Annotated in this window: 11 protein-coding genes; 9 read left to right on the top strand and 2 right to left on the bottom strand. The window is 45.6% G+C overall.

From position 1 onward, the window contains the following. Positions 1–112: 112 nt before the first annotated feature. Positions 113–712: an MlaC/ttg2D family ABC transporter substrate-binding protein gene (locus CWB99_RS09530; protein WP_432760829.1), complete on the bottom strand. Its 600-nt coding sequence runs from the start codon at positions 710–712 to the stop codon at positions 113–115. A 247-nt stretch (positions 713–959) separates the two neighbouring features. Here CWB99_RS09530 and CWB99_RS09525 point away from each other — a divergent pair, with 247 nt between their 5' ends. The 8 genes from CWB99_RS09525 (at position 960) to CWB99_RS09490 (ending at position 11,624) form a co-directional block, all read left to right on the top strand. Beyond that, a complete protein-coding gene (locus tag CWB99_RS09525) occupies positions 960–1,484 on the top strand; it encodes an acyloxyacyl hydrolase (protein ID WP_138552898.1) in 525 nt (174 codons plus the stop codon). Positions 1,485–1,691: 207 nt separating this feature from the next. Beyond that, on the top strand, positions 1,692–1,892 hold the full coding sequence (locus CWB99_RS09520) for a hypothetical protein (RefSeq protein WP_138552899.1): 201 nt from the start codon (positions 1,692–1,694) through the stop codon (positions 1,890–1,892). A gap of 229 nt (positions 1,893–2,121) precedes the next feature. After that, positions 2,122–5,019, top strand: a complete 2,898-nt coding sequence (locus CWB99_RS09515; RefSeq protein ID WP_138552900.1) for an SAM-dependent methyltransferase — start codon at positions 2,122–2,124, stop codon at positions 5,017–5,019. Between the two features lie 20 nt (positions 5,020–5,039). Next, positions 5,040–5,324 (top strand): hypothetical protein, encoded by a 285-nt coding sequence (locus CWB99_RS09510; protein WP_138552901.1) that lies wholly within the window; start codon positions 5,040–5,042, stop codon positions 5,322–5,324. 61 nt (positions 5,325–5,385) lie between these two features. Beyond that, the gene (locus CWB99_RS09505; protein ID WP_138552902.1) at positions 5,386–6,072 is read left to right on the top strand and encodes a hypothetical protein; all 687 of its coding nucleotides are present in this window, start codon (positions 5,386–5,388) and stop codon (positions 6,070–6,072) included. Between the two features lie 11 nt (positions 6,073–6,083). Continuing rightward, positions 6,084–7,268: a radical SAM protein gene (locus CWB99_RS09500; protein ID WP_138552903.1), complete on the top strand. Its 1,185-nt coding sequence runs from the start codon at positions 6,084–6,086 to the stop codon at positions 7,266–7,268. Next, positions 7,258–9,087, top strand: a complete 1,830-nt coding sequence (locus tag CWB99_RS09495) for a Rossmann-like domain-containing protein (protein ID WP_138552904.1) — start codon at positions 7,258–7,260, stop codon at positions 9,085–9,087. The genes CWB99_RS09500 and CWB99_RS09495 overlap by 11 nt, the downstream gene beginning before the upstream one ends. 173 nt (positions 9,088–9,260) lie before the next feature. After that, the gene (locus CWB99_RS09490) at positions 9,261–11,624 is read left to right on the top strand and encodes a TonB-dependent receptor plug domain-containing protein (RefSeq protein ID WP_138552905.1); all 2,364 of its coding nucleotides are present in this window, start codon (positions 9,261–9,263) and stop codon (positions 11,622–11,624) included. 77 nt (positions 11,625–11,701) lie between these two features. Here the strand turns inward: CWB99_RS09490 and CWB99_RS09485 are convergent, their stop codons facing one another. Next, positions 11,702–12,328 (bottom strand): DUF2306 domain-containing protein, encoded by a 627-nt coding sequence (locus tag CWB99_RS09485; RefSeq protein ID WP_138552906.1) that lies wholly within the window; start codon positions 12,326–12,328, stop codon positions 11,702–11,704. A gap of 295 nt (positions 12,329–12,623) precedes the next feature. On the opposite strand from CWB99_RS09485, the gene CWB99_RS09480 reads away from it, so the two are divergent. After that, the coding region (locus tag CWB99_RS09480) for an IS110 family transposase (protein WP_138686204.1) at positions 12,624–13,346 on the top strand (723 nt) is incomplete at its 3' end.

Genomic DNA, 13,346 nt, shown 5'->3' with positions numbered 1-13,346 from the left:
ATACCGCTGAGAGAAAAAAAAGGCGGGCAATCGGAGAAGATTGGATCTCATGGGTAAGAGTGAATACCCGCCTGAAGGACGCAAATTGTGTCTTAAATTAAATAGGTGTCGGTTAGCTCTTAGCAACCAGCTCTTTGCTTACCTGATCTATCCCTACTTCGCTGATCCGCGCTGTGATCTCTTTTTGCTTTGCACTGAGTAATGAAATACTTTCGGCAACCAGATCATACACCTGCCACTCACCTGAATTGTTTTTGCGGAACTTGAATACGATGTCGATAGTTGGTGCGTTGGGTTCAACGATTTCAGATTTGACCGATGCAAATTTGCTGTCATTGCTTACCACGGGTTCGATAAAATTGACCTGCTGGCCTTTGTAGCTCATCAGAGCATTTGCATAAGTGTTTGCCAGATACTGCTCTACCGCATCAATAAAGGTCACGGCCTGTTCACGCTTAATTTCACGAACATGTTTGCCAAGCAACTTAAAAGAGACGTATTTAATGTCGATATGCGGCATCAGTTGTGCACGTACCAGCTTTTTGAGTTCAGCTTTCTTCTGAGCCTCTTCCAGCGTATTCAGCTTACTGATATCCACAAACAACTGATCGCCCACCGATTTGATAAGGCCATAAGGGTTACTTTGTGTGTCAGTCGCAGCCAAGCTGTGTAAACTACCAAACGCCAGTATCACCACCAGCATAAGTTGCATTAGTCTTTTCATGATCCGCTCCGTTATGTGTCAATGAGGCAAGTTTAGCGCTAACTTTGCAGATGAAAAACACACGAATTAGCACCATATTAGTGCCGATACGGCACCAATTGATTTTCTAATAAAAATCAAACACCTAACTTTTTGATGCCAAATCAACACCAATGCTGTTCCATTCGATGCCTTTTTATTGGCAATTCATATCCCGACAATACGTGTATTCTCTTATACTGGATTGGTTTTAATTATGATCAGAGCAACCCTATTCGTACTGGGATTTCTTATTTCCCTGGCAGCCCCGGCACAGACACAACAACATGGTTACGCCATTCACTATATTCACGGCGAAGGCAGCGTCGATGGCATTAAACTGGCCTATCAATATCACCCTGAGCTGGACTTGCCCCGAGCCTGGCGTCACTTTGATATTCACTTTGAAAGCAGCATTAATGTCTGGCGTTATGGAGAAGAAAATCATCACGATGGTAATTTTGTGCTCGCTGTTTCGCCGGTGGTCAGATATCCATTCACCACCTATCAGGGTCGTCCGCTTGCTGTGGAGTTCGGAATTGGACTTGCCTTGCTGGATGACACACAATTCGCGGGTAAAAATGTCAGTACACACTATCAGTTTGAGGATCGTATTGGGCTGGTTTATCAGATGGACGATGCCAATATTGCCATTCGCTACATGCATTACTCCAATGCGGGATTTAAGAGCCCGAACCCCGGCCTGGACTTTTTATCCCTATCCTATTCGGCTTATTTTTAATCATATCAGCCTGAACCCAATTGCTGTTCAGGCTGCTATCAACAGGCTGAAATAGTCGACTATCCAGCACACAAACACTTCCAATGTACACGCTCAGTTCAGTGGTGTAATACGCTGTAATATTTTTTTCAAACATTCTGTCCTAGCTTTAGATAATCGTCAGAGTCAACCTATAACTCAACGGACAGATGGAAAAGGAGCGTCATTATGATCACAACAATGGAACAAACAGCGCCTCCTGTAAGCCATGCCCATTCATCACCGAGCTATGTCAACCCACTTTGTGACGGCCTCTTTACAGAAGTCACAGAATATCTCATCAACTTATCGGGTTTCTTATACCGTCATCAGTTTTTGTCAGATAAATCATTGCGCCTGATAGATACGCCCGGCAAATACTGCATATAAATCCCAACTTAAACACAAACCAAGCAGAAGGCTTTTGAGCGAACGATTGTGTATATGCAATCGAAGCGGTGGTCTGAGGTTAGTACAAGCCCATAGACAACACTCGGTAGCTCAAAACGTCGTAATCGACTTTGGTGATTCGCTTTCAGAAATCGCATACGTATTTTCGGGGATGTGGTTTTCAGATAAGTGGATGCCCTAACAATAACTGGACACAAAAGAGAAGATTATGGAAACGCAGAATAACGTGAATGAAATTGATGAACAACGGGAAGCCCATAACCAGCGTTGGCATGAATTGACCGCTGAAATGGCAGCTTGTAAAACCAGCATCACACAATCTCCGACACCCGTAAGTAAAGAGCAGCAGGGCTCCTTAATAGTTATTGGTTCGGGATTACAGGGTCTGGGTTTCACTATGGACAGCGAAGCGCTCATTCGAATGGCCGACAAAGTATTCTATTGTGTTTCCAGCCCACCTACCCAGCTCTGGCTCAGGGAGGTAAGACCTGACGCCTACGACCTGTACGTTTTATACGATGATACAAAACCCAGATACCACACCTATATGCAAATGACAGAGGCCATGCTGCACTACGTCCGAAAAGGACAAAAAGTAGTGTGTATTTTTTATGGTCACCCAGGGATTTTTGTACTTTCAACGCACAGAGCCATCGCGATTGCGAAAAGAGAGGGACATTATGCGGTCATGAAACCCGGTATTTCAGCTCTGGATTGTTTGTGTGCCGATTTAGGCGTCGATCCTTCATATCCGGGCATGCAAACATTCGAGGCATCGGAGGTTTTACTAAGAAAACGCTATCTTGATATCCAAACCCACCTTGTTTTGTGGCAAGTTGGCCTGATCGGTGAAATGGGCTATCGCCGAAAAGGGTTTATCAACGATAAATTTCCAATATTGATAGAATACTTGCAGAGCTACTATGGTGAGGATTACGAGATCACACACTATATTGCAGCCAGACACGCTACGTTTGAACCTACCATAGCTGTGTATAAGTTAAGTGACATGCTTGACCCAAGAGTACGGAAAACCTTTACCGGCATTTCAACTTTCTACATCCCACCAAAAGAAGCTGCAACCACAGATATGGAAATGGCGATCCGCTTAGGGTTCGCTAAAGAAGGCGATAAGCCAGCGAAAACGACCCGCTTCAGGGTGATTGATGCATACTCACCACGGGAAATGGCGGCAATCGACGAATTCGACCACTTTCGAGTGCCTAAAGAATATCAATTCCAACCAAACACCCGTGCCGCAGAGTTTTTATTGGAACTAGCTCGCGATACAGAGCTACAGGATCTCTACCTCAACGATCCTGTTGCCGCGGTATCCGATGACGTTTTCCCCGGCTTGAATAACATAGAGAAAAACCTGCTTGCTATGCGCAGTGAAAGCTACGCTCAACTTGCAGCCAAGGGTGGTCTGGTTGATACCTCCCCCAATGAGAAATTGGTGCTTGAATTGCTCAGTAATGCAGAACTCTCTGGCTTATTCAGACAGCAACTGATTGACAATAAAGATGGCGATGATTTCCTCTATAAAGCAAATGGCTGGATAAAACAAAACGGCTTTCAGGCAGCACTGCTGCACTTGCCTTCAGCCTGTGACAGAGTGAATGCCAGTATGTTACTTCCCTGGACCGGTGTCTATCACAACGCTGACACTGGGGATGTTGTCACTGTCGTCGGAGACCCCAACCATAATAGTGCCAGTCTGGTTTATATCAATCTGACCCCAGTTGTTAGCTTTTCTTTTAACAACCAGGTGCTTACTTGGTACGCAGATGAAGGAAATGAGGTCAACGGCGAACTTAAGTTTATCGTAAACACTAATTCGCAAGGCCAGTTGATCCGCTCGGTTTCAGGTAAGGTTTGGCCAAAAGACTGCGATGAACCCTCGGAGCATACATTATCTGCCACCGAACTCACTCCCGATTCCAGTACCATTACAACCCTGATCGGACAGTATGAAACCGAAATAAGTCAAGACGGGAATAATTGGCAAAAAGGTCCCAGCATTCGCTTACATGCACAGCCACCGTTTGCGACCTCACAGGCTCTATTAGCCATTGATGGACAGGCCATTGACGTGACTAAATATGAAGACCAGAGCGTATACTGGAACAACAGCCGTATTGATTTCTCGTATGATGAAGATACCCGAAATACAGTACTCCACAGCAGCCAGACAACGCTACCAAATGGGGAGCAAGTTCAATTAAGAGGTCTTAAGTCCAGATCTTACAGCCAACCTCTTATTGGATATTACAGTGGCTACTTATATTTAAAAGGACAGTGGCAGGGAGAAGTTGAACTTAAATTCAATGGCAAAGAACTCTTACTGGGCGGGCATAAAGTTGACGAAGTCCATTTTGACGACAACAAAATTGAATGGCAAAACGCCGGCGGCAACCTAAACAACGGCATCATTCAGTTTCTAATAGATCCAATTACTCAGGTGCCCAAATGCGTTGGCTTTTTATGGAAAACGGGTGAAAAGCCAGCTCAGGCCAATTTCGTCGCGGGAATGGTCGCCCCACCTCAACAACCATCATCAATTGCAGACTTCAATGGTCATTATATCAGCGCAGTACATCGAGCTGACGGCACGCTTTTTCCCGATGGTCCGGACCTGCTGTTCGATGCAAAACAACCAAACGAACTCATTGTCGCACTAGGGGATGAAAACGCAGTTGTGCAGTTGCAATCAATAGACTCCAGCCCTGGCACTGTCGACTTAATATGGAACGACATACCCAACGTCACTGGGCAGTTGTGCAACTTCAGACAGGTAAAACTGAATTTCGAAGTTGATAGCAGTACGGGATTAGCAAGGTTTAAAGGAATAAACAAAAGTGACACTCGAGCATCCGGAGCACACAACTGGTTGGGGTATGGATTAGCTTCAAAAGAACCAGGCCTACAAACAGAACAACAACTCCCTATCGAAGTAAGGAAAGTACTCACTATTTTAGGACTGCAAAGTACGAGTCCAAATAGTCACTTGATATGGTCACGTTGGCAGCGGGTGCGCTTTACTTTCCGTTTACTGAACGGCTTAGTAAGAAAAATGTGTGAGGCCCAACAGCCTCATGAATCTTGATCTGAATTAGGAGATTAACAATGACTGTAATGAAACCTAAGTCGATAGAAATCGAGTATGAGATCGAGCAAACGGCAGCTTTGGAGGCGACATCTATTCTTTCGGATCTTCCGAATGTAGTGGCGCGTAAGCTGACGGTTGACGAAGTAGTTGCTCACACCGACAAAGAAACCCACAGCGATGTCGATGTTGACGTCGATATAGACATTGATATTGACGTAGATGCTATTGCGGTAGTGGACGTCGATATTGATATCGATGTGGATGTTGTTGTCGATGTAACAACTCACACAGATAAAGACTAACGACAAGTAACTTCCTGGCCAATCATTTTGATTGGCCAGTTCAATTTATAACGTATTGACTATGAAAGAAAACAATCAGGCCAATGCCGTATTCAAAATTGTCGAATACGACACTCAGGAATACGACTTTGCAACAATTATTGCTGACAAGATCTTCAATACACAAGATCTGGCATTATTTCATCGCGCCTACCTTCTGAAAACTCCGGACCATAATCCGGATGAGTTGATCAGTTATAAACAAAACATCACTGAGCGAAAATACCTTGCCGATCAGGCAAAACCCAGCGGGCTACTCGATTTGTATTATCGGTTTGTCGAATTTGTTATCGCGCCGCTGTTTCATAACAACATCAACTTTCCCGCTGAACCCGTTTTTAGAGTGCAAATGGCTGGGTCTAGCAGTGTCAGTGCCTGGCACAGAGATACTGAGGTGACCGGGCAACATAATGATGTCACCGTGTGGGTGCCTTTTGTCGATACTCAGCTACAAAACACCATCTGGTGCGAAACGCAGTACGGCCGTGGGGATTACCAGCCAATATCCGTGAAATATGGCCAGGCACTGCTGTTTGATAGCGGTTATTTGTCTCATGGCAGCGTGACTAACACATCCGAAACAACGCGCATGAGTATGGACTTTAGAATAGTGCCCCGTAAACAAGGCGTCGAGCAACCAGATCTCGGCATTTTGCAAGCCAGACCTGAGAACTACCGAATGCGTTTAAAACTCCCGAGTTCGAACTAGAGGAAACCACTATGGACGTCGAGCTAAGACCCCTGGGCGTAAAATGTAATATTGCGTGTCAATATTGTTATCAAAACCCTCAACGAGATGCTGGAAATCTGACTAAAGACTATGATCTGAATGCCATGAAACAGGCTATTCTCGAAGAAGGGGCCGATTCTTTTACTTTATTTGGTGGCGAGGCCCTGATGGTACCTGAAGCAGATCTTGCTTCTCTATGGCAGTGGGGTTTTGAGCAGTTTGGCCACAATGCGGTACAAACGAATGGCACATTAATTAACGCTAATCACATTCGCTTATTTAAAAAGTTCAACGTCCATGTTGGTATCTCCATCGACGGGCCCGGCATATTGAATGATGTTCGATGGGCTGGCTCTTTGAAAAAGACCCGAGCTCTTACACAGAAGACAGAAAGTGCCATTTACCGGCTGTGTCAGGAGGGGCTGGCTCCAAGTATCATAGTGACACTACACAGAAATAACGCTACACAAGACAAACTGGCGACCATGCGGGAATGGTTTTTCCGTCTGGATAATATGGGGATCAGAAAGGTTCGCCTGCACTTATTGGAATCTGACAATGAGTTAGTAAGACAGAAATACGTGCTTAACGAGCGAGAGAATCTGACTGCACTTAATTTTTTCTTGGACCTGGAGCAAGAGCTTAGTGCCATTAGCCTAGATATTTTTTCAGAAGTCACTAAGTTACTGACAGGCCAGGACAGCAAAACGAGCTGTGTTTGGAGAGCATGCGATCCCTACACAACCAACGCCGTAAGAGGCGTTGAAGGGTTTGGTCAAAGTAGCAATTGCGGCAGAACCAATAAAGATGGAATCGATTTTGTAAAATCAGAACAACCAGGTTATGAGCGATATATCGCTTTATTCCACACCCCCCAAGCCAACGGTGGCTGTCAGGGCTGCCGCTTTTTTTCCATGTGTAAAGGACAATGCCCGGGCACATCAATCAATGGGGATTGGCGCAATAGAACAGAATACTGTGCAGTGTGGTTCAAGATTTTCGAAAAGCTTGAACAGCAGCTCCTTGATGCTGGAAAAGACCCCCTCAGCCTAAGTAGCAAGCGCTCAGAGATTGAAGCGTTTTACTTAGAGGCCTGGGCAAATCGTCAGAATCCGAGTATTGAATACATATTGTACCTAATGCAGCAAAAAGAAGGAGTCAACAATGCAACCTGAATTTAGCCGCATACATGACACACTAGAACAGCAACGGCTTAATTTTAAGCTGCCGGCCTTCTTTAGGTGGGCCTGGGTGAGCGATCAGGCTCGCACTCTCTGGGCCCCCAAGATAAACGCAATTCGGGATTTGGTGCCACACGTTTTTGCTGAAGCGGTCTTATCTGGCCACTATCCTTGTGCACTACTGGAGCTGACCCAAAAACAAGCCGACAATCTGCGTTTGGCCACTCAGCGTCACAGGCAGCTTACAATTATCAGGCTGCCTCCTTCTACCCTAAACTTATTCAGCAACAGACCCTACTGGCTATGCTGTTTAGAAAACGATGCCGAACAATTTCTTACGGCTTGGCAACAAGCTGATTTAAAATCGATATACTCGCTTATCAACGCCCCACAATGCTGTACCAATTTCAACCATGATTTAGAATATCTGTATCAGTGTCAGGACCCTACCTATCTGAGTGCAGCACATGCCCTCAATAGCAACGAACAACTGCTCAACATCACATTTGAAAACGCCCCACTGCTCAACCAAACTTTTAAAAAGCTGGGGGTTAGTACACTAAGTTATGCCCCGTGTTCCCCCAACTGCCAGCATGCTTTGGTTCAGGCCGAAAACTGGATGGCACTTGCTGGTGATATGGGGTACACATCTTTATTAAATGACATGCTGACATTGTTTGGCGCGCCATGCGCATGGACCGCCATGCATGGCATTGCGGAGATAAAAACACCTTTACTCAAAATTTCTACCAACACAGATGCCACCAGAGACAAATTCACGGTTAACTATCTGAGTGAGACAGACATTGAAGGAGCCGCAACAGGTTTAGGTTTTCCGTTTAAAAATAACTGTAAAAGTGCCATAACCCAGTCAAAGAGCTTCCAAAGGGGCATGGATAATGTCATCCCCAGTCTGGATGTGACCGACGTGAAAGAAACCGCGAGCCCGGCAAACGATACAGGCCTTAAACCCTTGCCCTACCCGGACTCAAAAATACTGGATGACACACTTGAACGAGTCTTGCCAGGACTAGCTGTCCATATAAAATCAATTTTCCTGAGCAACACATTTTGTGTGATTACGCTCAATAACGACAACACCGGTTGTTGTATGAACTATTTCCGGTTTAAGTCGCAAGAGGCAATAGCAAACACAACAGCCAAGCTCACTGAGCGGCTTAAGTACGACCCGCTCCTTTTGGATTTTTTAACCGCGACCGAGCACAAGAGCTTGTTACAGATGTGCTTAAAAGCGTGCCTGGTTAGTGCCCTTTCGCAGCCTTTTATAGAGCAGGCAAATGGTTTTTCAGTTTCAGATAGATTCGAAGCCTCTTTTTTGCCCTCGGTCAATAAGGCCGTTGTCGTCGGGTTTGGTGGTTATATGGATTATTTGATCCACCATACCCAGACACCAAATATTCTCGTTATCGATAGCGCAATCGTTAAGTTCAAAAAAAGAGTTGAAGCCAGACAAGCCTATTATAGAGCTCACTTCCCTCATACCCGCGTCTCCTTTTCTGATGGCTGTGATGTCTCTGAATTACGCCGTGCAGATCTGGTATCCATCACTGGATCAGCTCTGTCAAATGGGACTATGGGGCACTTGCTTAGTGCAGCTGAAGGATGTGATCACATTATTGTTCAGGGACAGAGTGCGACCATTCACCCCGCTGAACTGTTCGATCTAGGCGTCAGACTGGTTAGCACATCAGCTAAACCCAGAGGCCTGCATCAACTTGCACTGACTGATTACAGTGCATTCGTGAAATGCTTAGAAGGCAACCTGCCTAAGCTTTATATGCAGGCAGAATAAGTGTGTTGGTCCGCCGAGAAGAGAAGCCATGAACTCCTGAAACCTTGACAAACAAGGAGTTTATTCTAATCTCCAAAGACTAGAATAAGTTTTGCATTGGCTATGGTAATTCAGCATTTTGCTCGGGTAACAAGTCATCGGAGCGCTACAGCTTGTAGGGCTAAGGCAAACTTATGACTAAGAAAAAACCTGGCCACACTTCAGCAGTCCTCTTGTTTTCTTCCGTGCTTCTATTCGGTTCATCTGGGGTTGCACTAGGAGATGAACTCGACACCTTGATGGAACTTAGTCTGGAAGACTTGCTCGACCTGACTGTATCATCGGCCTCCGGCATCGAAGAAACATTACGTGACGCCCCTGCTGCTATGGTGATCATTACCGCAGCCGATATAAGGCAGCGCGGATATACAAGTATTGATGAAGTGATCCTGGATCTGCCTGGGTTTGATAGCACAGTCACCAATGGCAATGGTGGTGTAATCACCTATCAGCGCGGCTATCGTACTCCCCTCACCCAACGTACACTGATGCTGGTCAATGGCATAGTCGACAATCACCTGTGGTATCATGAGGCTACTTTGTCAAAAAATTATCCGCTATCGAATATAGCGCGGATCGAAGTATTATATGGCCCCGTTGGCGCGGTATATGGCCCCAATGCATTCTTAGGGATCATTAACCTGGTTACGTCCGACGCCAAAGAATCTCACCAGGGTGATGACTTTTTTAACGTGAATGTTCAGTCGGGCAGCTATGATACGCAGAGCATTGATATCGCCGCGGGTGGCAGCCACAACGAGCTGACCTATAACCTGTCAGCTAAATACTACTCAAGTGATGAAGCCGACATAGACGATTTGGCCCCCTGGGGCTTTGTCAGCAACGAATTATTGAGCAACCGGGATATCTGGGGACCTGTTATTTATGACACCGCGTTGTCTGCCAATTGTGAAGCCGATGGCTGTCCTCATAGTTCTAAATACAATGATTTTGGTGCCTACCACGACCCACAACGAGAATGGGGTATTTTGGCCGATATCGGGTTCAAAAACCTGACGTTAGGGGTCATAGAATGGGACATGCGCCATGGTTGGGGGCCGCAATACCCTCACGACAGAGCACAGCCTGCAGCGCAGTGGTATCGCAACTCCGAGCAATATTACCTGCGCCATGCAGGCACTTTAAAAGATAAAGTACAGGTAAATACCCTGCTGCTGAGCAGAAAAAGTGGCAATGGGGGTTATTGGGTTGAATCCTTCCCTGGCTCCACTGCCCTGACGGGTCCGGATGTGGTCTCAACCTTAACCATTTCACACTGGCGAACCAGCAATAAAAGCTGGCTGTTTAAACAAGATTATGAATTCGATTACTCTGAGCAGCTAAAGATCAGCGGTGGCATTAAATTTGAGGACAAAGAGTTGACTAAGGCGTACGATGCCTGCGGTTACTTTGCCGAAACTTTTTGCTCCTCAGATACACCCGAAACCGCGGGAGATGGCGTTGCACTTAATACAGACGACACCATTAATATCCAGCCAGACACTCTCAGCCGCATGCCAGACGAAAACCTGGCTAGCCTGACTGATCGGGGCGCCTACATTCAGGCCATCTGGAATATCAATGACTGGCGAGTCAATGCTGGCATAAGGTACGACAAAAACAGCTTATATGGCAGTACCACCAATCCCAGGGCCTCTGCTATTTATTTTTTGTCAGACAAATCAACCATCAAAATGCTCTATGGCACGGCTTTTCAGGAACCTGCCCCCATACAACTTTGGGGTGGCTGGAGCGGTCGCTCTGCCAATCCGGATCTGAAACCTGAAAAGGCGGAAAACGTTGAACTCATTTATATGTATCAGCAAGACAACTGGCTGCATGACTTGTCTTTGTTTACAGCCAGATACGACGATGTAGTAAAAGAAGAAGCGGAAAATGCAGGAAAGCGCAGCACCTACGGACTGGAATATCGCGGTAAGTTTGAATTCAGTAATTTTATAACGGGTGCAGCCAATATCTCTGGTTATCTGTATTACACCCACACGAAAACCAAAAGCAGCGTCAGCTACGACCACGCTCTGGGCCTGTGGGTCGGTGAAGGGATCGAAAATTGCCGGGATATCGCAATCAATAACACACTCACCTACAACCCCTGTCAGGATATGGATGTCGATCTTGGAGATATCGCGCCACACAAGATCAGCGCCGGGCTCAATGTGCCTGTCAATGAGGCACTCAATGTGAACGTCAGGGCCAACTGGGTCTCAAGTAAACCTTTGTATTTGAGAAACACTTTGCGTGCTAAAGACAGAGAAAATGACGCCTATTTAACGGTAGACGCCAATATCATTTACCGGTTCGAATCGTTCGAAGTCGCACTGAAAGTAAAAAATATCTTTGATGAAATCTATTACCACTCGGGGGCAGAAGCCGCAGCCAGTGGTGATGATTTTGAGCAGCGCTCACAGGGCTGGGCCAACTCACTCATCCCTCAGCCAAAGCGCAGTTTTATGCTATCGGTGAGTATGCAGTTTTAGTTATGAGCTACCAAATTAGTTAGCAGCAAAAACGGGTAACAAGGTCACGGCATATTTAGCGTTCAGACTAAGTTGTGCTAGGAACCAACACCTAACTTCTCAGGGAAAGTTTCGGCCTTCGCTTTATGTCTAAGATACCATTCTGTTATCAATAAATTTGGAACCCAGCAAAGCCAGGCCAAAACAGGGTATGCATCTAAAAATTTTACACCTAAGACAACACTTAGTCCTAAATAAAGCCTTAAAGTTACTCCGGCCAAGGTTACTGAGTAACTTCGCATCATCCATCTTTCATGCGATTTCACATCGCCCTGGCGAATTAGGTGGTAAGCCTTTATGGTTGTCACCAACCAAAATACCGCCATGAGTCCAAACCCCCACTGCACATACCCTCCTCCAACAGAGTTGATAGCTAACACAAGACTAGCAATACCGCTAAAAATGATTGAGCCTACATAGAAACGACCGATGGTTTTATGTAGAGATAAATACTTGCGCCTGAGAGAAGTACTAAATTGCAACGCGCCAGTGACTATAGCAACTGCACCACCTGCAAAATGAATTGATGTAATATTAGGAAATTTCGAAAACAGATTTTGTACAAAAGGCGGCCTAATACTCGGTACTGTTAGCAACCCTAGAGCATAAAAAGCGACAAGTGTTGCAGAAAGCGTCATTAGACCCCACAGGATTTTTTTACTCATACGTCTTCCTTAACCTGGTCTCAAAAAAATGGTGCGACATGAATGAGGTCGCAACAAGAAACAGTCAAATTTAACCTCAGCGAAACTATACTATAAGCAAATGTTCAAATATTGTCACAACAGATATAAATTTTCAGGAGACAGGAAACATCGACCTGTAAATTCACAGCCCTACTCGGCCTATGTTCTAAATTGAAGTGCACCATTTTTGGGTGGGTGATGAGATGGACGCTCCTAAATCGGCGTCAATGCGCCAAACTGAGAGTGATATATACAGTTAACAGGAGCATCCATCATGAATCAAGTTAGCACATTATCCATTGATCTGGCTAAAAACGTTTTTCAATTACTCGGTGTGGATAAACACGGCAAGCCTTGTTTCTCACGCCGGGTTAATCGTCAGAAGTTGAAAGAAACCATTCAAAATATGCCGCCTTGTAAAGTGGTTATGGAGGCCTGTAGCTGCGCACACTACTGGGGAAGAGTGTGTATCAAAGCAGGTCATAAAGCACATTTGGTACCTGCGCAGCATGTTACCCCTTTTGTCAGAGGGAATAAAAACGATAAAAATGATTGTCTGGCCATTTATGAAGCCAGTCAGCGGCCTTACATTCGCTTTGTGCCTGTGAAATCAGAATCGCAGCAAGCCGTCTTATTACTGCACCGGATGAGAGAAAGGTTAATTAAGGCGCGTACCGCATGCCTGAACCAGACCCGGAGTTTTTTGCTTGAATTTGGCATTGAAACACCTAAAAGTTATCGCGCTTTTTACAGCCACATTCAGACTTTGCTCGACCAACAACAGCAACCGGTTATTCTGTTGCTTATACATGAAACTTGCGCCGAGCTGAGAGTCTTTGAACGTCAGTTAAGACAACTCGATTCTCTGTTTCGAGATACAAACCAGCGCAGTCCGGCTGCTGAAATCATGCAATCCCTGCCAGGTGTTGGCCCTATCATCGCGTCTGCTTTTAGTGCCAGCATAGATAAAGGCCAAGCATTTAACAGTGCCAAAGAG

It is taken from the genome of Pseudoalteromonas rubra (genome assembly GCF_005887095.1).
Lineage (GTDB): Bacteria > Pseudomonadota > Gammaproteobacteria > Enterobacterales > Alteromonadaceae > Pseudoalteromonas > Pseudoalteromonas rubra_E.
Note: the sequence above shows the minus strand (reverse complement) of the source record. Positions and strands in the feature narration are given on the sequence as shown.